The organism is Giesbergeria sinuosa (assembly GCF_042652905.1).
GTDB classification, from domain to species: Bacteria; Pseudomonadota; Gammaproteobacteria; order Burkholderiales; family Burkholderiaceae_C; genus Simplicispira; species Simplicispira sinuosa.
The window spans coordinates 370,195-391,452 of the sequence record NZ_JBHSHJ010000001.1 but is presented as its reverse complement, the minus strand read 5'-3'; the positions used below and the strand labels follow the sequence as shown (position 1 = coordinate 391,452).

Annotated in this window: 19 protein-coding genes; 4 read left to right on the top strand and 15 right to left on the bottom strand. The window is 57.4% G+C overall.

All coding sequences use genetic code 11. The features are described 5' to 3' along the window. Positions 1 to 11 precede the first annotated feature (11 nt). From ACFO6X_RS01760 to ACFO6X_RS01750, 3 genes are read left to right on the top strand one after another with little or no spacing between them, the layout of a single operon-like run. Positions 12 to 1,112, top strand: a complete 1,101-nt coding sequence (locus ACFO6X_RS01760; protein WP_382429429.1) for an ABC transporter permease subunit — start codon at positions 12 to 14, stop codon at positions 1,110 to 1,112. Further along, a complete protein-coding gene (locus ACFO6X_RS01755) occupies positions 1,109 to 1,912 on the top strand; it encodes an ABC transporter ATP-binding protein (RefSeq protein WP_382429427.1) in 804 nt (267 codons plus the stop codon). Before ACFO6X_RS01760 ends, ACFO6X_RS01755 begins: the two co-directional genes overlap by 4 nt. Then, on the top strand, positions 1,909 to 2,637 hold the full coding sequence (locus ACFO6X_RS01750) for an ABC transporter ATP-binding protein (protein WP_382429425.1): 729 nt from the start codon (positions 1,909 to 1,911) through the stop codon (positions 2,635 to 2,637). The genes ACFO6X_RS01755 and ACFO6X_RS01750 overlap by 4 nt, the downstream gene beginning before the upstream one ends. A gap of 18 nt (positions 2,638 to 2,655) precedes the next feature. Here ACFO6X_RS01750 and ACFO6X_RS01745 read toward each other — a convergent pair whose 3' ends face one another. The 12 genes from ACFO6X_RS01745 to hrcA all read right to left on the bottom strand — a co-directional run bounded on the left by ACFO6X_RS01745 (position 2,656) and on the right by hrcA (position 17,469). After that, the gene (locus ACFO6X_RS01745; protein ID WP_382429423.1) at positions 2,656 to 3,933 is read right to left on the bottom strand and encodes an MgtC/SapB family protein; all 1,278 of its coding nucleotides are present in this window, start codon (positions 3,931 to 3,933) and stop codon (positions 2,656 to 2,658) included. A gap of 247 nt (positions 3,934 to 4,180) precedes the next feature. Next, a complete protein-coding gene (locus ACFO6X_RS01740) occupies positions 4,181 to 5,419 on the bottom strand; it encodes an acetate/propionate family kinase (RefSeq protein ID WP_382429421.1) in 1,239 nt (412 codons plus the stop codon). Between the two features lie 9 nt (positions 5,420 to 5,428). Then, a complete protein-coding gene (locus ACFO6X_RS01735) occupies positions 5,429 to 6,859 on the bottom strand; it encodes a bifunctional enoyl-CoA hydratase/phosphate acetyltransferase (RefSeq protein WP_382429419.1) in 1,431 nt (476 codons plus the stop codon). Positions 6,860 to 6,904: 45 nt separating this feature from the next. Further along, entirely contained in the window at positions 6,905 to 7,684 is a 780-nt protein-coding gene (gene fabI / locus ACFO6X_RS01730) for an enoyl-ACP reductase FabI (RefSeq protein ID WP_382429417.1), read from the bottom strand. 81 nt (positions 7,685 to 7,765) lie between these two features. Beyond that, positions 7,766 to 8,194, bottom strand: coding sequence for a hypothetical protein (locus ACFO6X_RS01725; RefSeq protein WP_382429415.1), 429 nt, complete (start codon positions 8,192 to 8,194; stop codon positions 7,766 to 7,768). Continuing rightward, entirely contained in the window at positions 8,184 to 10,001 is a 1,818-nt protein-coding gene (locus ACFO6X_RS01720; protein WP_382429413.1) for a PHA/PHB synthase family protein, read from the bottom strand. The genes ACFO6X_RS01725 and ACFO6X_RS01720 overlap by 11 nt, the downstream gene beginning before the upstream one ends. A 324-nt stretch (positions 10,002 to 10,325) precedes the next feature. Then, a complete protein-coding gene (locus ACFO6X_RS01715; protein ID WP_382429411.1) occupies positions 10,326 to 11,717 on the bottom strand; it encodes a phenylacetate--CoA ligase family protein in 1,392 nt (463 codons plus the stop codon). A gap of 231 nt (positions 11,718 to 11,948) precedes the next feature. Beyond that, the gene (locus ACFO6X_RS01710) at positions 11,949 to 12,866 is read right to left on the bottom strand and encodes an MBL fold metallo-hydrolase (RefSeq protein WP_382429409.1); all 918 of its coding nucleotides are present in this window, start codon (positions 12,864 to 12,866) and stop codon (positions 11,949 to 11,951) included. 93 nt (positions 12,867 to 12,959) lie between these two features. Continuing rightward, positions 12,960 to 13,823 carry an RNase adapter RapZ gene (gene rapZ, locus ACFO6X_RS01705; RefSeq protein WP_382429407.1) on the bottom strand — a complete coding sequence of 288 codons (864 nt, stop codon included), beginning with the start codon at positions 13,821 to 13,823 and terminating at the stop codon, positions 12,960 to 12,962. Continuing rightward, a complete protein-coding gene (gene recN / locus ACFO6X_RS01700) occupies positions 13,820 to 15,493 on the bottom strand; it encodes a DNA repair protein RecN (RefSeq protein WP_382429405.1) in 1,674 nt (557 codons plus the stop codon). Before recN ends, rapZ begins: the two co-directional genes overlap by 4 nt. A 2-nt stretch (positions 15,494 to 15,495) precedes the next feature. Continuing rightward, positions 15,496 to 16,392 (bottom strand): NAD kinase, encoded by an 897-nt coding sequence (locus tag ACFO6X_RS01695; protein ID WP_382429403.1) that lies wholly within the window; start codon positions 16,390 to 16,392, stop codon positions 15,496 to 15,498. Between the two features lie 72 nt (positions 16,393 to 16,464). Beyond that, positions 16,465 to 17,469 carry a heat-inducible transcriptional repressor HrcA gene (gene hrcA, locus ACFO6X_RS01690; protein WP_382429401.1) on the bottom strand — a complete coding sequence of 335 codons (1,005 nt, stop codon included), beginning with the start codon at positions 17,467 to 17,469 and terminating at the stop codon, positions 16,465 to 16,467. Between the two features lie 113 nt (positions 17,470 to 17,582). Here hrcA and ACFO6X_RS01685 point away from each other — a divergent pair, with 113 nt between their 5' ends. After that, on the top strand, positions 17,583 to 18,845 hold the full coding sequence (locus ACFO6X_RS01685) for an RNA-guided endonuclease InsQ/TnpB family protein (RefSeq protein ID WP_382429399.1): 1,263 nt from the start codon (positions 17,583 to 17,585) through the stop codon (positions 18,843 to 18,845). On the opposite strand, the gene pth is transcribed toward ACFO6X_RS01685, so the two are convergent. The 3 genes from pth to ACFO6X_RS01670 form a co-directional block, all read right to left on the bottom strand. Then, the gene (gene pth / locus ACFO6X_RS01680) at positions 18,842 to 19,456 is read right to left on the bottom strand and encodes an aminoacyl-tRNA hydrolase (protein ID WP_382429397.1); all 615 of its coding nucleotides are present in this window, start codon (positions 19,454 to 19,456) and stop codon (positions 18,842 to 18,844) included. The genes ACFO6X_RS01685 and pth overlap by 4 nt on opposite strands. A 94-nt stretch (positions 19,457 to 19,550) precedes the next feature. Next, positions 19,551 to 20,177: a 50S ribosomal protein L25/general stress protein Ctc gene (locus ACFO6X_RS01675; protein ID WP_382429395.1), complete on the bottom strand. Its 627-nt coding sequence runs from the start codon at positions 20,175 to 20,177 to the stop codon at positions 19,551 to 19,553. A 97-nt stretch (positions 20,178 to 20,274) separates the two neighbouring features. Beyond that, positions 20,275 to 21,246, bottom strand: coding sequence for a ribose-phosphate pyrophosphokinase (locus tag ACFO6X_RS01670; RefSeq protein ID WP_382429393.1), 972 nt, complete (start codon positions 21,244 to 21,246; stop codon positions 20,275 to 20,277). Between the last annotated feature and the right edge of the window lie 12 nt (positions 21,247 to 21,258).

The window sequence follows — 21,258 nt, the reverse complement described above, 5'->3', positions numbered from 1 at the left end:
GGCCGCACACCATGAACGATATTGCTCTGGCCCTGCCTTGGATTGGCAAGCGCAACCCTGTGGCCGCCCGCTGGTTGCTGTTGGCATTGGCACTGGGCGCGCCTTTGCTGGCGCTGCTGTTTGGCCGCACTTGGGTGCGGGTGCTGGACTTTGCCATGCTCTATGTCATGCTGGCAATTGGCCTCAATCTGGTGGTAGGCTTTGCCGGTTTGCTCGATTTGGGCTACATCGCCTTTTACGCCGTAGGTGCTTACACCTTTGCTTTTTTAGGCTCGCCACAGTTTGATTTGCACTGGCCGTTTTGGGTAGTGCTGCCGCTGGGGGCTTGTTTTGCCGCACTGGCTGGGGTGGTGTTGGGCTTGCCCACACTGCGGCTACGGGGGGACTATTTAGCCATCGTCACATTAGGGTTTGGCGAGATTGTTCGTATCTTCATGAATAACCTCAACCACCCCATCAACATCACCAACGGCCCCCAAGGCATCAACATGATTGACCCGCTGGTGCTGTTTGGCTGGGATATTTCGCGGCCCTTGAAGATTGGCGACAGCATCACCATCCCCTCCCTGTTGTTGTATTACTACGTGTTTTTAATCTGTGTCGTGCTGTCGATTGTGCTGGTGCAGCGGATGCAAGTGTCGCGCATGGGCCGGGCTTGGGCCGCTATTCGCGATGATGAGCTGGCCGCCAAGGCCATTGGCATCAACACACGCAACATGAAGCTGCTGGCCTTTGGCATGGGGGCTACCTTTGGCGGTGTGGCTGGTGGCCTGTTTGCCGCGTTTCAGGGCTTTGTCTCGCCCGAGAGCTTTTCGCTGATGGAGTCGATTGCTGTGCTGACGATGGTGGTGTTTGGCGGCATGGGCAATTTGGCTGGGGTGATTACGGGCGCTTTGTTATTGAGCTTTCTGCCCGAAATTTTGCGCCACTTGGCCGTGCCAGTGCAGCAGGCGGTATTCAATCAGGTACTGCTAGACCCCGAAGTGCTGCGGATGCTGCTGCTATCGCTGGCCATGATTGGCATGATGCTGTGGCGGCCAGCGGGTTTGATTCCATCGTATAGCCGCTATTCGCGCCCACAGCAGGTGCTTGGCAAGGAGGGTACACCATGATCTCTTTGCTAGAGGCACGCCACATCACCAAACGTTTTGGCGGTCTGCAAGCCTTGTCAGAGGTGTCCCTGACCATCCGCAAGGGCGAGATTTATGGCCTGATTGGCCCCAACGGCGCAGGCAAAACCACCTTTTTTAACGTCTTGACGGGCGCTTATACCCCCGATGGTGGCGAGCTGGTGTTCAATGGTACGGAGTTGCCCGCAGGCAGCCCCGATGAAATCGTGGCGGCAGGCATTGCGCGCACCTTCCAAAATATCCGCCTGTTTCGTGAAATGACGGCGCTAGAGAACGTGATGACTGGGCACCACATTCGCACGCGGGCCAATCTGTGGTCTATCCTCTGGCAGACCCACGCGGCCCGCATGGAAGAAGACCTGATTACCGAGCGAGCTTACGAACTGCTCAAATACGTGGGCATTGAACGCTTTGCCGACACCCTCGCACGCAATCTATCGTATGGCGATCAGCGCCGCCTAGAAATTGCGCGTGCGCTGGCGACCGAGCCACAACTGCTGGCCTTGGATGAACCGGCGGCAGGGATGAACGCCACCGAAACCGCCCGGCTGCGCGAGTTGGTGCAAACCATCCGCCACGATGGCATCACCGTGCTGTTGATTGAGCATGATGTCAAACTGGTGATGGGCTTGTGCGACCGCATTGCCGTGTTGGATTTTGGTAGCAAAATTGCCGAAGATGTGCCTGCGGCAGTGCAACAAAACGAGGCCGTGATCACCGCCTACTTAGGGCGGCCCAGCCATCCTCCAGTGGCAGCCACCAGCACAGGAGCCAGCGCATGAATGAGCAACCACCCTTGTTGCAATTGCAAGAGGTGCAGGTAGCCTATGGGGCCATCTTGGCTGTGAAGGGCATAGACTTGCTACTGCACCACGGCGAGCTGGTGTCACTGATTGGTGCCAATGGTGCTGGCAAAACCACCACCCTCAACGCCATTGCCGGTTTGTTGCCCCTCAGCCAAGGCCGTTTGCTTTATGAAGGCAGTGGCATTGAGCGGCTACCCACGCACCACCGCTTGCGCCAAGGCATTGCCTTAGTGCCCGAGGGCCGGGGCATTTTTACCCGCCTGACGGTAGAAGAAAACCTGCGCATGGGCGCTTATGCCCGCCGCGATGGTGCTGCCGCCATTGAGGCCGATATAGAGCGGGTGTTTACCATGCTGCCACGGGTGAAGGAGCGCCTGCGCCAAGTGGCCGGTACGCTCTCGGGCGGAGAGCAGCAAATGGTCGCCATTGGCCGGGCTTTGTTGTCACGCCCGCGCTTGCTGCTGCTAGATGAGCCATCGATGGGGCTGGCCCCCTTGGTGGTAGAAAAAATCTTTGAGGTGATTCGCTCAGTGGCTGCCGAAGGGGTGACGATTTTGCTGGTAGAGCAAAACGCCACCTTGGCACTGGAATTTTCACAACGGGCCTATGTGATGGAGTCTGGCCGCATCACCCTGACCGGCTCAGGGCAAGAACTATTGGCCGACCCCAAGGTGCGTTCTGCCTACTTGGGGGAGCTGTAGTCGAGCGGCAAGGCCATTTCAGCCGCGCAACGTCACCAACATCAAAATGCCCACAAATGCAAAAGTATGGGCAAACAGACCCGGCGCCAATGCCAGCGCATAGCGCCAGCCCCCACTGGCCCAGGCCACCGCGCTTTTGCTAAAAGCATGCACCAGCATCGCTGCGCCCAACGCCCAAACAATATTGGTGGCCTCTTGGGTGCCAGGCATACCAATCGTCAACAATGCTGCCGTGACGGCATGGATATCGGCCAGTGCCGCGACCAAAGTACCGGCCATCACCCCAGCATCGCCCAACCACAAACGCAACCCGTGGACGCCCGCTTGGATGGCTGTCAGCAACAACACAATCAAAGCGGCATCACGCAAGCGAAACAGTTTGGTATCTGGCGTCTTGGAGCCAGCCACCTCACTGCCGGGGGGCGCGGCATGGCGCCATACCATCCACCCACCCCAAAGGGCTGCTACCAAACTACCCGCCAGTGCAGGCAGCCACAACGGCACAATCCAAGCAGGCTGGATCGTGCCGCCAATGATCAGAATCTGGGTGGTAGTGCCCACACACGACAACAGGGCAGCCCCAGCTTGGAGCTTGTACGACCCTTGTGTGGTGCGCAACTCCATGCCCAAACTGCCAATGGTGGCGGTACTGGAGACAAAACCCGAAGCCAATGCCGACAGGGCGACCGCCTGGCGGGCCTGCAACAGCCGCCGCCCCACATGGGCCAATGACTGGATCAGCAGCAGCACAATCAACAGCTTCATCACCAATTGGGGGTTGAGCACCGGCCCCCACAACGCACGGTCAGGCACCAAGGGCATGACCAACAAGGCCAGCGCCCCCAAAATCAACCCCCCTTGCGCTTCACCAGGGCGCAACCAGTCACGGGCAAACTGGTGCAGAGAATCCCGCGCGGCCAGCAGCCCTGTAACCATCACCGTCAATCCTGATGCCAACATGGGTGCCTGCACTGCCAATACCCCGATCAGGTAGGCCATGAACAAGGCAATCTCAGTGGTAATGCCTGGAGAGTCTGAACGGTCGTAGGCATAAGCCACCACGCTGATCAACGCGACAAAAGCAGCCCCCACCGCCATCAGCGTTTGAGAGCCCAAAAAGGCCGTGCAAGCGCCCGTCAGCGAGGACAGTGCAAATGAGCGCATCCCAGCCATCACCGTTTGGGCTTTCGCTCCCTTGCGGCGTTCACGCTCAATCCCCATCAATAGACCGCAGCCCAGCGCGACAGCCAACCCTGTGAGAGCAGACATATCCCCTGAAAAATTAGATGCCTCCATGGAGTCTCTCCTTTGTTGTATTGACAGATCTGGTTGTCTATCGTCCTCATCCTGTCAGCCTTGAGGGCCGCAGCCAAACGTCTGTGACGTATTGGACACATGAGGTTGCTAAGTCTGGCACTATCGGAGGCGGCTGTCCGTTAAATCAAGAATATTTTTGTTGTCACTGCACACTAGAAGGAGTGGAGCATCTGGGCATAAAAAAGCCGGGGCAATGCCCCGGCCAATAGTGTGAGGTGCTCTTGGCTTAATCCATCACTTCAAGCGCAGGCTCTGGTGCCATGACAGGCACATCGTCACCTTGGTGCAAGAGCGCAGCCGCCTCACGGGCAGCCACACGCCCCTCATCGGTGGGAATAACCCAGACTTCGATACTGCTGCCTGGCGCATGGATGGCGCTGATGGCGTCACGGGTGGCTTGGGCATTGCGTCCCGCATCGAGCTGCACCCCTAGCCAGCCTAGGCGCTCGCACACCTGCGCGCGCAACACGGCATCATGTTCGCCAATACCACCGCTAAAGGCCAGTACATCCAGCCCCCCAATGCTGGCGATCAAAGCGCCCGATTCACGCACCACACGGTAAGTGAACTGGTCAATGGCCCGTTGTGCCGCTTCGCTGCCATCGGCACGCAAACGGCGCATGTCTGCCGAAATGCCCGAAACCCCCAGCAAACCGCTTTGTTTGTAAAGCAATTTCTGAATGCGGTCATGATCCCAGCCCTGCTCCATCAAATAGAGCAACACACCAGCATCTAGCGTGCCACTGCGGGTGCCCATCATCAAGCCATCGAGTGCCGAAAAACCCATCGTGGTGGCACAGCTGCGCCCCTGCACAGTAGCGCACAGGCTGGCACCGTTGCCCAAATGGGCCATCAGCACCCGGCCTTTGGCACGGGGAGATTGCTCCAACAGGGTATCCATGATGTAGTGGTACGACAGCCCATGAAAACCATAGCGGCGCACCCCCTGCTCAGTCAACGATTGCGGCAAGGCAAACGCACTGGCTACTTCAGGCAGACTGGTGTGGAAGGCCGTGTCAAAGCAGGCCACCTGCGGCAGTGCTGGAAAAGCCTGCTGGAACGAGCGGATACCCGCCAGATTGTGCGGCTGGTGCAGCGGTGCCATAGAGTTCAGGCGTTCCAACTGCTCCAGCACAGTCGCATCCACCACCACGCTTTGCTTGAATGCTTGACCACCATGCACTACCCGATGGGCCACTGCCTTGATGGTGGGAGCACCTTCGAGTTCAGCCAACAAAGCGCGCAGGCGGGCCAACGCTCGCTGAAACGAAGACTCGCCCGGCGTGGTAATGGTCTCGCTTTGGCGCTGGCCAGCAAAAGTCCAGTCCATCTTGGGCGTACCACCGGGCTCTAAGCCCTCAATACAACCGTTGAGCACACTAGGCTGCACCTTGCCGCCATGCTGGAGCGGATGCAGCGAGAACTTCAGCGAGGACGACCCCGCATTGACAGCAAGAATAGCCATGATGTGACCTCAGGCAATAGTGGTAGGGGCGGCCTTGGCGGCGCGTGCGGCATGGGCAGCCAACACAGCCAACAATGCAGAGGCCACGCGGCTCATGGGGCCATCGGCACGGCTGGTGAGGGCAATGGGCACACGCGCGCCCAGCACCAAACCAGAGCCCGAAGCACCTGCCAAGTATTCAAGCTGCTTGGCCAGCATGTTGCCACTTTCCAGATCAGGCACAGCCAAAATGTCGGCATCGCCCGCCACAACCGATTGAATGTGCTTAATGTCTGCAGCATGGCGCGAGATAGCGTTGTCAAAGGCCAAGGGGCCGTCCAGCACCCCACCCTTGATCTGGCCCCGGTCGGCCATCTTGCACAGTGCAGCAGCATCCAGTGTAGACGGCATATTGGGGCTGACAGTCTCCACCGCGGCCAAAATAGCCACCTTGGGGCTGGCCACGCCCATCACATGGGCAAAGTTGATGGCGTTTTGGATGATGTCGACCTTCTCTTGCAGCGTAGGCTGAATATTGAGGGCGGCATCAGTAATCAGCAGTGGCTTGGGGTACAGCGGCACATCAAAGCGGAACACATGCGACATGCGGCGGCCCGTACGCAAGCTGGGTTGCGACAGCACAGCGTGCAGCAACTCGTCGGTGTGCAAGCTGCCCTTCATCAGCACTTCCACTTGGCCTTTGGCGGCCATGCTGGCAGCCAGTTCAGCGGCAGCGTGGCTGTGCTCGACCGAGATGATTTCAGCACCCGCCAAATCAATCTCAAACTCGGCTGCCACTTGGCGGATGCGGGCTTCGGGGCCAATCAGCACCGGCACAATCAGCTTGTGGCGGGCTGCGTCCATCGCACCACTGAGCGAGCCTTCGTCACAGGGATGCACCACGGCGCAGCGCACAGCCTCCAAACCTTCTGCACGGGCCAGCAGGTCATTGAAGCGGGCTTCGGGGTCAAACAGCTGAATTTGGGGGGCGTTGATTTTTTCGACGCGCACCTTTTGCGTGGGGGGCATCAGATTGGCATCGCCCTTGAGCACGGTTTCACCCTTTTGGTTGGTGACCAAGCAGCTCATCTTGATGCGCTTTTTCTCATCGTCTTTTTCCGACACCGTGGCGGTGACGGTGAGCGTGTCACCAATACGCACGGGTTTGGTGAACTTGAGTTCTTGGCCCAGATAGATGGTGCCGGGGCCGGGGAACTTGGTGCCAAACAGGGCCGAAATCAGCGCCGCACCCAACATGCCGTGGGCGATCACGCCGTGGAACATGGTGGCATCGGCGTATTCGGGGTTCAGGTGGGCCGGGTTGATGTCGCCAGACACAGCGGCAAAAGCCTCGATGTCGGCCTGTGTGACGGTACGCAACAAGCGGGCGCTTTGGCCGACGCTCATTTCGTCATAGGTGACGTTTTCCATCCATTCGTTGGTGGGGGTTGCCATGTTCATGGTGCAAATCCTTGAAATTGGGAAAGAGAGTGCGTCGGTACAGGCTTAGGCCATCGCGTGGCAGCCACCATCGACATAGATGGTCTGGCCGGTCATGCCCGACGAAGCATCGGAGCACAAGAAGGCGCACAGATTGGCAATTTCTTCCAATGTCACCAAACGCTTGAGCGGCGACTTTTGCGCTGCATTGGCCATCAGATCATCAAAGCTGGCAATACCCGAGGCGGCACGGGTCAAGATAGGGCCGGGCGACACTGCATGGACACGGATGGCCTGTGGGCCAAGCTCCATCGCCATGTAGCGGGTCAGAGACTCCAGCGCCGCCTTGACTGGCCCCATCAGCCCATAGTGGGGCACCGCCTCGTCAGCGCCCAAATAGGTCATGCTCAGCATGGAGCCCCCATTGCGCATGTGGGGAGATGCCAACTTAGCCAAGCGGGCAAACGAATGGCAAGAGACGTTCATGGCGCGGGCAAAGCCCTCGCTGGAACTGTCAACCACGTCCCCGTGCAAATCTTCCAGTGGTGCCCAGGCAATAGAGTGAACCACAAAGTCCAAATGTCCTAGGCGCTCCACGGCGCGTGCTACCGTGGCTTCTAGTTCACCTTCTACCTCCACATTGCAATTGAGCAACTCCACGCCCAACGGGTCGGTCAGAGGCTCGACAAAGCGACGGGCCTTTTCGTTCAGGCAAGAGACCACCAAATCAGCACCGAGCTGGTGCATGACTTGGGTGCAACCCCAGGCAATGCTGCTGTTGTTAGCCACACCGAGGATCAGACCTTTTTTGCCTGCCAGACCGAAAGAGGATGTGTTGAGCGTCATGAACGAAAAATCTCCAAAGAAAAGCCAGGCGCGGCGGCGCCGCGTCTGCTGGCAAAGCACAAGGTGTGCCAGAAAGATGGGCTAATGCCCATTGAATACACGCCGCAGGTCTGCCCCGGCTGCACCGGGCTTGAAGCCCTCGCGTTCGAGTTTGTCCTGCGCACTGACCAAAATGTGGCGGGTGGTATCGACCCCCACCTGTTCCACATAACGTGTGGCTACGCCATAACGCAGCACCAATAAAGCCCGCAACTCTTGGCGCAAATGCGATTTGCGCCGCTCAGGAGACATGCCCGGACGGGCACCACCTGGTTTGCGCCGCTCTACTGGAGGGGGGCGCTCGTCGTCTTGGGACAGCACATCGTTGAGTTCACTCTCATTTTGCAGATTGATGTCCAACGCAGTGGCCAAACGGGCAATGCGGGCGTTGATCGACTCGATCGACTCGCTCATGCGCTGCAAATACCCTGTCAGGTGGGCATCAGAGGGGTGAATTTCTTCAGTCGACATAGCGCACCATCACATACTCACCAGGAGCATCGCAAAGCACATGGGCCGTATCAAAGGCCGGGGGCGCGATGGGCTTGCCCGAACGCTCCTTGAGCCAAGCATCCATGGCTTCCCACCAAGAACCTTGACGGGTGGGGGCGCTGGCCACCCAGTCATCGGGGTCAATCCAGCCTTGGTTGTCTTCTACGCTATTGATCTGATAGCTGCGGCGCGGACGGCCAGGCTCCGAAACAATCCCGGCGTTGTGACCACCAGCAGCCAAAATAAAGGTGACATGGGTGTCGGTTTGCAAGTGAATCTTGTAGACCGAACGCCAGGGTGAAACATGGTCACGGGTGGTGCCCACCACCAGCATGGGTGCGTGGATATCCATCAGCGCAATGCCTTGACCATCTACCCGGTATTTACCCGTGGCCAGTGCATTGTTCAAGAACAACGAGGACAGGTATTCCGAGTGCATCCGGGCTGGCAAGCGGGTCAGGTCAGCATTCCAGCTCATCAGATCAAAGTCCGCTTCTTCTTGGCCCAGCAGGTAGCGGCGCGTATTGCGCATGAACACTAACTCGCGCATGTTCAGGAACTGGAAGGAGCCCGCCATAACGCTACCGGGCAAGTACCCTTTGCGATCCATTTGCTGACGCAAGGTCTTGAGTTGCTCATCGTCAATGAACACACCCATTTCACCCGGCTCTGTGAAATCCGTTTGTGCTGCCAGCAAAGTCACGGTGGCAAGCTCGGGCAAACTGTCCATAAAGTGGTCTTCCGCACGGCGACGCGCACCACCTTGGTGCTGTTCCAGCATGCGGGTGTGGCGCCCCATAGCAGCCGCCACAATCGCCAAGAAAGTCCCCCCCAGACAGTAACCAAGGGCATGGACACGGGGTGCCCCAGTGCGCTCCTTCACGGCAGCCAAGGCATCCATCACGCCTCTGTGCAGGTAGTCTTGCATCCCCAAATCGCGGTCGGAAGCATCGGGGTTGCGCCAAGAAATGATGAACACCGTGTAGCCTTGGCCCACCATATAGCGCACCATCGAATTGGACGGCGACAAGTCCAAAATGTAGTACTTCATGATGCACGAGGGCACGATGAGCAAGGGCTCAGGATAGACCTTGTCGGTGCTGGGGCTGTACTGGATCAGCTCAATCAGGTGGTTACGGTACACCACCTTGCCGGGGGTAATGGCCACGTCTTTGCCGACAGCAAAGGTCAGTGGCTCCAAGGCCTCGGGCTCACTGCGTGCCACCTCAGCTTTGCGCAGATCTTCAGTAAAGTGCTCAAAACCCTGCATCAGGCTCTGGCCTTGGGTTTCTTGGGCCTTGTTCAAGGCTTCAGGGTTGGTCAGCAGCCAATTGGAAGGCGTAAAAGTATCTGTGATCTGACGGGTGAAAAATTCCACCATGTGGTTGTGGTGACGGGACATACCATCAACCTGCACCGCTTCACGCCACCAAGTGCTGTTGGCTTTGTAGCTTTCTTTGAGCACACTGAAAGGCCACTGGCGCCAGCTGGGATCGGTGAATCGGTTGTCGTTATCTACGATGGGTTGGCCTTGCGCATCTTCAGGGGGAGACATAGCTGTGGCAATTGCTTGCTGCCCCAAAGCCAAAGCCCGTTGCCCCAGCACCATTTGCCGACCAGGCGAGGCCGCCAGATGCATGGCCCAGTCAGCAGCCGCCAACGCCAACGCAATAGGAGACAGGCCCATAGTGGTTCGTGACAGAAAGCCGTGGAACGTTTCGTCCAGCGCCTTGGTGGCTTCACGCTGGTGTTCAAATGGCAGAGAGGAGGCAGTAGTTTTGTCCATTGCAAACCCTTCAGGCTCAATACATTACAAAAAAGGCAGTATGCCAAAGTCCATTTGTGACTGACATATAGATCAGTCCGTAAAAGACCCTGTGGTTTTCAGGATACCCCTAACCCAATACTGGTTTCATCCCGCCTGTGCTGAAATTACGTTTGACACATGGTATGCGATGCTTCGCGACAAAGCCATGACAGAAACATGAGCATTGCATGACGTTTATGTGCTGACGCAGTCCCACCTGTGCTGCAAGAGGCGCACATCCCTACAGGGCAGCACCTGCTGCCAAACAAGACCAAAAACAAAGAGCGGAGGAAGAGAAAGGTCTCAGTCGGGCGTACAGGCCGTAATACGGCAGGCCTTGCCACTACGGCCTCTGGGCACAGATTGGCCTAGCTCGGCCAGCACCTGGATAGAAACAACCCCTTGGGCTGTGGCAAAAGCCGTGAGGGCAGCACACCCTCTGACCAAAGCAGCCCGCCCTGCTTCACCCTCTAGGGGCACATGCAGCACCAAGGTGCTGTCATCCAATTGATGCAAATAGAAGTCAAACACACCTGCATCGTCTTCTAGCACAGTGGACAAGGCCAAGGGCAACAGTGTCACACTCTGCCCATTGGCACCTGCCATCACCAAAGGCTCATCCTGGCGGCCCTGTACCGTAATGACAGGCAGGGGCGAACCACAGGCGCAGCGTTCAGGGTGCATTGTGATGTGGTCACTGACGTTGTAACGCACCAAAGGCTGGACATGGTTGGCCAGGTTGGTTAGCAACACACTACAGGAGGGCTGGCCGGGAGGCACTGGACGGAAACGTTCATCCACAGGCTCCAGAATCACCCAATCGGTGTTGGCATGCATCTGGCCGTGCGCGCATTCCCAACCAATGGCCAGAAACTCTGAAGAGCCATAGCTGTTGCGCACCAAACTGCCCAAGCTCTGTTGAATATGCGTACGGACTGCAGGACTCAAGGACTCTCCGCCCGTCCAGATTTCACGTGGGCGAGCGCGCAAAGTGCCGCACCGTGCCTCATCGGCCAACAAGGCTGCCACCGTCGGGTAAGTGACGACCACCGAGGGCGCAAAGGCATTGAGCTGTGCGACCAGCATGTGGGTAGGTACCTGAATGGAAAAGCTGCGCATGGTACTGGAGAGCACCGGGTTGATAGCCCGCAACCGTTGCACCGAGGCGTAACTGGCAAAATGGCCCCCTGTGGCCCCCACAAAGGCAATACGCTCCGTCAGCCCCAACGGATCTAGCCAGCGCGCCAAAGGGCGGGTGGCACAACGCCGCAACGCTTCCAAGGCATCATAAACAGCCATGGTGGCTACATCTTGCACAAAAATACCCGGCTCACCACTGGTGCCCGAACTCTCCCACACCATATAGCGCCCCAGCCAAGGCTCGGCAATACGGGTAGGATCTGCGGTGAACTGGCGCAGCGCCTGCAGCGTGATCTGCGGATCAGTCACCCAGCTATCAAATTCAGACATCAACTGGCCGCGCGTCACCACTGGCAATTGCTCCAGTGCCGTGCCCGCCGTAACACCTGTGGGCCACAGCGACCGGTACAGACGCGAGCCACGCAGGGTAGACTCCAACAACTGGGCCAAACGGGCCTGCTGACGCTGGGCAATACCTTGCGGCGTGCCCCGGTTCACGGCCATGACATCCATTGAAATCGAGGACAGGCGCAGCGGGTCGAACACAGTGTGCATCTGGTGACTCGCGGGATGCCCTGGCGACAAATGCCTGGGGTGGATAGCGCATCGTGCCAAAGCACGACCCTTTCCCGCATCCTTTCTTTTTGGGCTATCTTGAATACTTGAACAATGAAAGCGGTGGTGTATAGCACCATCGGCAGCCATCATAGAAGGAGCGGGTGCCATCTTGGGCAAAAAACTGGTTATGCAGCCCTCTGCCCCGATAGTCTGACAAAGAACAACCCATCAGACATTGTGCAAACTCTGCCCGTGCTGATGGGCTGCACCAGAGCGCACCAAATCATCGATCAGGGTGTGGCACCAGGTTTGCAACGGCACGTTGGCAAAATAAGCCGCATGGAGCTGTCCAAAATAGGGCGTGCTGGCAAACCAATGCTGCAAATCCTCCAAGGCAATTTGCTGCCACTCCAGCAATTTGTACTTCAGCAGCACCTTGGCTGCATGGCGCGCGTGTTTGACTGGATCGCGTGCCCAACTGTCCAAGCGGCGGCGGGCAGTGTCAATGGCACGGGGGGTATCCTGAAACATAGCACCATGCCCCGGCACCACGATGGCAGGTGCCAAATTGTCAATCAAGTCCAAAGTAGCGGCCACATCCGCAAAAGCCGCCTCCCCATCCAACTCCGGAAAGACCACACCAAACCCGTTTTCCCACAGGGCATCTCCCGAGATCAAGATGCGCTGCTGCGGCTCGAACAGCAAAATGGCATGGCTGTCATGCCCTGGTGCAGCATGAATTTGCCAAGCTTGATGACCCAATTTCACCTCAGTGCCGGGCTGTAACAGCGCATCATGGCGAAAGGGCGGGCAATCTTGGCCCGTAGGTGTGTAACTCAAGGCGTGGGCATCCCAATGCCCCACAGCCAAGGCCAGTCCAGGGGCAATAGCCGTTTGCACTTGGGGCCAATGCTGCTGCAATGCAGCATTGCCACCACAATGGTCGCTGTGCAGGTGGGTGTTGAGGATGCGCTCTAGCACCCTGCCTTGCAGAGCTTGCACCACCAGTGCCACGGTCTGGGCAGCGTGGGTGCAATAACCTGTGTCCACCACCGCCGTGCCTGCAGGCCCATCCGTAAACACAATGGTGTTGGCAGAGAGCCAGCCGCGCTCTATAACGGTCATTTCTGGGGGTAACAGGGACATGGCAGTATGGCTCTCGTCTTTCTACAGGGGTGTGGTGTCAATCGTGCCATAGTCACAATGGCGCTATTGGCCCATTAGTGCGCAATGGATGGCTCAACGGGCATCCATTTCCCGATGGCGGCGCAGTGCCACCCAACGGGACTGGAAATGCTCTGCCAGGCGCTCCACCAAATAAACCGAACGGTGTTGGCCCCCTGTGCAGCCAATCGCCACTGTGACATAGCTGCGGTGGTTGCTGGCCAACAACCCCAGCCAGTGCTCCAAAAACTGTTCGATATGGCTCTGCATCCGTGAGACTTCGGGTTGTTGGTACAAATAATCCACCACGGGGGCATCCAACCCAGTCAAGTCTTTTAATCCTGGCTCGTAGTGTGGGTTGGGCAACATGCGCACATCAAACACATAGTCTGCATCCACCGGGATGCCCCGCTTAAAGGCAAACGATTGGAAGACCAACGTCAACTGTTGCGGCACCACCGACATCAGCCCTTTGATATAGCCCTGCAACTGGGCAGCCCGAATTGTGCTGGTATCAATCACATGCGAATGCTCGCGCAAATCGGCCAACAATTCGCGTTCCAGTTCAATGGCCTGCACCAATACGCGGCGCCCATCCAAGCTATCATCATGCGACAAGGGATGGCGGCGACGTGTTTCTGAAAAACGCCGTACCAAAGTGTCGGTGGTGGCATCGAGAAAAATGGCATGCACCACCACGCCTTGGTTGCGCAAACGCAGCAACTCTTGTGGCACCTGTGCCAAAGAAGTGCCACTGCGCGCATCCATCGCAATAGCAACACGGTTGCCGTGGTGGTGGTGCTCCAGCGCCAAAAATGCCGACAGCAACTCAGGAGGCAAATTGTCCACGCAGTAGTAACCTGCATCTTCCAAGGCCCGCAGAGCCACCGATTTGCCGGAGCCCGACAGCCCAGTGATCAAGGCAATTTCCAGACTCATGGGGCTATCTCCATTGGCGTGGGGGCAACCATGTCGAGCATTTCTTGGGCATGGGCCAAACTGGTGGGCGAGAGTTGCTGGCCGCCCAACATTCGGGCAATCTCACGTACGCGCTGTGCGGCAGCCACCGCTTGCACAGTGCTGCTGGTGCCTTGGCTATTGCTGCTTTTGGCCACCAGCAAGTGCCGATGGGCCTGTGCCGCCACCTGGGGCAAATGCGTTACGGCCAGCACCTGCCGGTCTTGGCCCAACTGACGCATCAGACGCCCCACCGCTTCAGCCACGGCCCCCCCCACCCCCGCATCTACCTCATCAAAAATCAGGGTGGGTGCCTCACCCAAAGCACTGGTAGTCACGGCAATGGCCAGCGAAATCCGTGACAGCTCTCCCCCCGAAGCAATTTTTGCCAGCGGGCGAGCCGTTGCCCCCGGATGGCCTGCCATGAGAAAAACCACTTCGTCCATACCATCAGCACCAGGGCTATGACTGGGTTGCAGGGCCACCTCAAAATGCCCCCCGCGCATCCCCAGCAACTGCATGGCTTCTGTGATGGCCCGTGAGAGCCGGGGCGCAGCCTTGGCACGTTGGTGTGACAACTGTCTAGCCGCTGCGTGATAAGCCTCTGCCGCCTGTTGTGCAGAAGCCTCCAGCGTCACCAGATCGGCACCATTCTCTAGTCTTTGCAACTCCTGTTTCCAACCCGCCAGCAGCGTAGGCAACTCGGCGGGGGGGCGTTTGTAGCGGCGGGCTAATGTCAGCCACAACGAGACCCGGCCATCCAACACAAGCAATCCTTGCGGGTCTAGATCCACATGGCGCAAGTAAGCCTGCAATGAACGCACGGCCTCCTCGGCTTGTGCCAAACCAGAGGTGAGCATGTCTTGCAAATTGCGAAACTCTGGCTCCAGATGCTCCTGAGCTTGCAACAACTCGCTAGCCCGCGACAAGCCCGACAGTGCGCCACGCTCTTCACCATCGAGCCATTCCAACGCAGCATGCGCAGTATCAAGCAAGGCTTGGGCATGGCTCAATCGCGTATGTTGGGCATTGAGTTCTTCCCATTCATCCATGCCAGGGGCCAGCTTGTCCAACTCAGCAATTTGCCATTGGAGCCGTTCACGGTCACGCTCCCCATGTTCTTGGGCATTTTGTGCTTGCTCCAAGGCTTTGCGGGCCACTCGCCAACGTTGCCAGCAACGTGCCACCTCTAGGGTGGAAGTACCGGCATAGGCGTCCAGCAGCTTGCGCACAGCATCGGGCCGCGTCAAACTTTGCCAAGCGTGCTGACCGTGGATGTCCAACAGCCACTCGCCCGCCGTACGCAACTGGGCCGCTGTGGCTGGGGTGCCGTTGATCCAGGCCCGGCTCTTGCCTTGGGTGTCCACCGTGCGGCGCAGCAACAAGTGCTCTTCGATGCCAAAACCAGCCTCTTCCAGCCATGAGCGCAGGCCGAGGGGCGTGTCAAACTCTGCACAAACATCTGTGCGGCTTGCACCTTCACGCACCAGAGCCGCATCGGCACGGGCACCCAATACCAATTGCAGGGCATCAATCAGAATGGATTTTCCCGCCCCCGTCTCTCCGGTCAGGGCCGTGAATCCATCTGCAAGCTCCAGATCCAGCCGCTGCACAATGACAAAATCGTGCAACGTGATGCTCTTGAGCGACATGTTCAGGAACCTCCTTCGTTCCAGCGCAGTTTCTTGCGCAACGTGTCAAAGTAACTCCAGCCGCGCGGATGCAAAAAGCGCACGCAGTATTCAGCCCGGCGCACCAAAATACGATCACCGTGGTGCAAAGAGGCCAAGGACTGCATATCAAAATTGGCACTGGCATCGCGCCCATTGACAATTTCGATGGCAATCTCCGTGATGTCAGCCAGCACAATCGGGCGGTTTGACAACGTGTGGGGCGCAATAGGCACCAACACCCAGCCAGGCAAAGACGGGTGCAGCATAGGCCCCCCCGCCGACAATGAATAGGCCGTCGAACCCGTAGGGGAAGCCACAATCAGACCATCGGCACGTTGATTAGCCACAAAATGGCCATCCACCTCCACCCGCAACTCCACCATGCCAGAGGTAGCCCCCCGGTTGACCACTACATCATTCATGGCAAAGGCATCAAACACACACACGCCCTCACGCAGCACGCGCGCGTGCATCAAAGGACGGTGGTCTTCCTCAAACTGCCCATGCAGCATGGGCGCAAGAGTGGACTGGTAATTGTCTAGTGGAATATCGGTGATAAAGCCCAACCGCCCTTGGTTGATTCCAATCAATGGAGTGCCATAACGGGCCACTTGGCGGCCAATGCTCAACATGGTGCCATCGCCCCCAACCACCAGACCTAAATCGCACTGATGGCCGATTTCGTCCACATCCAAAGCCGGATATCCGGGCATGTCCATATGGGCTGCCGTCTGTGCTTCTAGCGAAACGGTACAGCCTTGGCTACGCAGAAACAGGGCAATACCCTCTAGCGTCTTGCGCGCATGTTCGGCCATGACTCCAGAGGTCGGACTCTGGTACTTGCCTACCAAGGCAATGTGTTCAAAACGGGACTTCATGGACGAATTACATCATTGTTGCGCGTCAAGCCGCTGACGGGCCAGCGCCATTGGGGCCAACACCAACTGGGCTCAGTGGTGGTGGCTGAGCGCGTTGGAGACCAGCCGCGAGGTAATGTCCACAATCTGGATCATCCGGTCGTAGGGCATTCGGGTGGGGCCAATCACCCCCAATGTGCCTACCACCTGCCCATCCACCTCATAAGGCGCACTGACAACCGACAACTCTTCAAAGGGAACTACTTGGCTCTCACCACCAATGTAAATGCGCACCCCTTCGGCCTGCTGCGATACATCCAGCAGGCGCAAAATTTGGGTTTTTTGCTCAAACAGGTCAAACGCACGGCGCAAATTGCCCATATTTTGAGAAAAATCGCTCACCGACAGCAAATTGCGCTCACCCGAAATCACCACTTCTTCTTGGGCCTGCTCAAAGGCTTCGGAACTGACCTGCACCGCAGCCTGCATCAGCGTGGCAATCTCGCCGCGCAGTTGGTCTACCTCTGTAGCCAACCGCTCACGCACCTGCTCCATCGCCATGCCTGCATAGTGCATGTTCAAGAAATTGGCTACTTCCACCAACTGGCTTTGGGTGAAATCGGTTTCAGACAGAATCACCCGGTTCTGCACATCGCCTTCGGGCGAGACAATGATGAGCAAAAAGCGCCGCTCCGACAGGCGCAAGAATTCGATATGCCGAAACACAGAAGTGCGCCGGGGCGCCATCACTACGCCAACAAATTGCGACAAGCTCGATAGCAGTTGAGCCGCGTTGGCAATCACTTTCTGTGGTTGGTCAGGGGCCAATTGGGGTGTAGAGATATACCTACGGTCTGCCGTGAGCATGGTATCGACGAACAACCGATAGCCTTTGGCGGTAGGAACCCGCCCCGCAGAGGTGTGCGGACTGGCAATAAGGCCCAAGTATTCCAAATCCGCCATCACGTTGCGAATGGTGGCTGGCGACAAATCCAGCCCCGAGGCACGTGACAAAGTGCGGGAGCCTACGGGCTGCCCATCTTCGATATAACGCTCTACCAGCGCCTTGAGCAACAACTTGGCACGATCATCCAGCATCGGGCAATTTTATCCATCTTGCGCGGAAAATCCCGTTCTTCAGGGTGGAGATGTAGCGCGCGGATACCAAAGGTATTTTTTGTGCAAGCATAGGGACTGCATAGAATCAAAGTATGCAACGCTTGCAAGCCTTCAAGTTCGAGCTCATGCCCAATAGTGCGCAGCAGCGCGACATGTGCCGCTTTGCTGGGGCGCGTCGGTTTGTCTATAACAAGGCGTTGGCACTGCAAAAAGCCAACTATGCAGCGGGTGGCAAATTTATCAGTTATGTGGAAATGGCCAACCAGCTACCACAGCGGAAGGATGAGTTGCCTTGGCTCAGGCAATCGCCTTCCCAAACCTTGCAACAAGCGCTCAAAGATGCAGAGCGTGCGTTCAAAAACTTCTTTGAAAAACGTGCAGGTTTTCCGCGCTTCAAGCACAAAGGCCGTGCGGAGAGTTTTCGTTTTCCACAGGGCTTTGAGATCGACCTAGGCAACCGCCGTATCAAGTTACCGAAGCTGGGCTGGGTACGCTTTCGGCCAAGCCGCAAGCTCCTTGGAACAGCCAAAAACATCACGGTAAGCCACTCGGCTGGCAAGTGGTTTGCCAGCATCCAAACCGAACGCGAAGTGGCTCCCCCTGTCCCCACTGCGACCACCGCCATCGGCATCGACTTAGGTATTGCCCGCTTTGCCACCTTCAGCGATGGCGCTTTTCTAGCACCCCTGAACAGTTTCAAGCGCCACCAAGTCCGGCTGGCACGCTACCAGCGGCGCATGGCGCGCAAAGTCAAATTTAGCAGCCACTGGAAAAAAGAAAAAGCCAAGGTCCAAAAAATTCACACGCGGATTGCAAACTGCCGCAAAGACTTCCTGCACAAAGCCACTACAGCGATCAGCCAAAACCACGCGCTCGTTTGTATCGAAGACTTGCAGGTCAAAAATATGTCGAAATCGGCACAGGGTTGCCAAGACAAGCCGGGTAAGAACGTCCAAGCCAAGTCGGGCTTGAACCGCTCCATTTTGGATCAGGGTTGGAGCGAGTTTCGGCGGCAACTGGAATACAAACTGCAATGGTCGGGCGGGATGCTGGTAGCGGTATTGCCGCAAAACACCAGCCGCACCTGTCCGGCTTGCGCTCATGTGTCCAAGGACAATCGGCGCACACAGGCGCCGTTTCTGTGTGTAGCCTGTGGCTACCAAAACCACGCGGATGTGGTGGGGGCCATGAATGTTTTAGAGCGTGGATTACGCTTGTTAGCCTGTGGAGAGGATGTCAGCCGCGCCAAAGTTGCAAGACCTAAGCGTGCAGCCTCAGTGAAGCAGGAACCCACTGAGGCGACCAGCACAAACACGATGCTTGTGACTGGCGCGGTAGGAATCCCCTGCCTTTAGGCAGGGGAGGATGTCAAGTCGCATTTTTTCGGGCGAGGTGGCTTGGTGGTATGGATGAGCAAAGTCGCCTTGTCCATCTCTCCGGCCAGCAGTGCGGGCCAAGCCTTCAGCGCATGGGAAATACTGTCTTCTATCAAGGTACGCTGCTCAGGTGCCGGCTTTTTCAGCACCCAATGTGGCACCTCGGTTTTCACACCAGGGTGTCCGATGCCGATGCGCAGCCGCCAATAGTCAGAAGCCCCCAATTGGGCATGGATATCGCGCAGACCATTGTGGCCGCCGTGGCTACCACCACGCTTGAGCTTGATCTGACCAGGAGAAAAATCCAATTCGTCGTGGGCCACCAAGATTTCGTCAGGGGCAATCTTAAAAAACCGCGCCAAAGCAGCCACCGATTTGCCCGACAAGTTCATGAAGGTTTGGGGTTGCAACAGCCAGACCGTGTGACCATGCACATTGGCCCGTGCGGCCAAACCCCAATAGCTGCGTTCGGGCTGCAAATGCACCTTGAGTTCACGCGCTAGGGCATCAATCCACCAAAAACCCGCATTGTGGCGAGTGGCTTCATATTCCGGCCCTGGGTTACCCAGGCCAACAAACAGCTTGATCATGTGCGCAAAAGGGGATCAAAAAAGCGAACGGCCCACGCAGGGTGGGCCGTTGTGCAAGACGGTGGCTGCCGGAGCTGCCACCACAGACAAGAAATTACTTCTTGCCCTTGCCCTTGCCCTTGGCGGGAGCGGCAGCAGCCACGGGTGTTTCCACCACGGCCACAGGAGCCACCACGGAGACCAGAACGGGGTTGTTTTGGCTGCCACGGGTAACCGCAGTAACGCCACGGGGCAGCTTGATGTCCTTGAGGTGCAGAGCAGCACCCTTCTTCAGGCCGCTCAGATCCACTGCGATGAACTCGGGCAGATCCGAAGGCATGCAGGTCACGTCCAGCTCATTCACCACGATGTTCAGTGTGCAGTGCTCAACCTTGACAGCGGTAGATTCGTCAGCGCCTGTGTAATGCACAGGCACCTTCAGGTGCAGCTTGGTCTTGGCATCGACACGTTGGAAGTCGATGTGCAATACTTGTTGCTTGTAGGGGTGGTATTGCACATCGCGCAGCACAACCTTGATGGTTTGACCGCCCAAGTCCATGTCAAGCACGCTGGAGTGGAAGGCTTCCTTCTTCAGGGTATGCCACAGATCATTGTGATCCACTTCAATGGCTTGGGGCTGGGCTTCACCACCATAGATGATGCCGGGGGTACGGCCAGAATTACGCAGACGGCGGCTCGCACCCGTGCCTTGCTTGGCGCGCTCAAAAGCGACGATGTTCATGAGATTTCTCCGTGAGAGGTGCACCGCGACCAGTGTCACCTTCGGTTGTAAAAAGACCCTCGCCAACAACAGGAGAGGGCCAGGCTTTTGGTCAGAATCAGAACTGGTCGTTCTGGTCTGAGAACAAACTCATCACCGAGTCGCCGTTGGCAATGCGTTGGATGGTCTCGCCAATCAACGGTGCCACAGAGAGTTGGCGAATCTTGGTGCAGGCACTGGCGGCAGCACTCAAGGGAATAGTGTTGGTCACGACCACTTCATCCAATGCGGATGCGGTAATGCGGTCAATGGCAGGGCCAGAGAAGATGGGGTGCGTACAGTAGGCATACACGCTCTTGGCACCACGCGCCTTGAGTACCTCGGCGGCTTTGACCAACGTACCAGCCGTGTCAATCATGTCGTCCATGATCACGCAGTTGCGGCCTTCGATCTCGCCGATGACATGCATCACTTCAGAGACATTGGCCTTGGGGCGACGCTTATCGATGATGGCCAAATCACAACCGAGTTGTTTAGCCAGCGCACGGGCGCGCACCACCCCCCCCACGTCAGGGGAGACCACGATCAGGTTTTCGTAATTTCTTTGGCGCAAATCACCCAACAACACGGGCGAAGCATAGATGTTATCTACAGGGATATCGAAAAAGCCCTGAATTTGGTCAGCGTGCAAATCCATAGTGAGCACACGGGCCACACCCACGGTTTGCAACAGGTTGGCTACCACTTTGGCCGAGATGGGCACACGGGTGGAACGTGGGCGGCGATCTTGACGGGCGTAACCGAAATAGGGAATGACGGCGCTGATGCGTTCTGCCGAGGCGCGCTTGAGCGCATCGACCATGATCAGCAGTTCCATCAGATTTTCGTTGGTGGGGGCGCAGGTGGATTGCACCACGAAAACATCACGGGCACGGACGTTTTCCTTGATTTCCACGGTGACTTCACCATCAGAGAACCGACTGACATCAGCGGCCCCCAAGGTAGTGCCAAGGTGCTTGGCAATGTCAGCAGCCATACCAGGATTGGCATTGCCAGTGAAAACTATGAAATCGGGAGGATTGGCTTGCATGAGCTGCCCAGC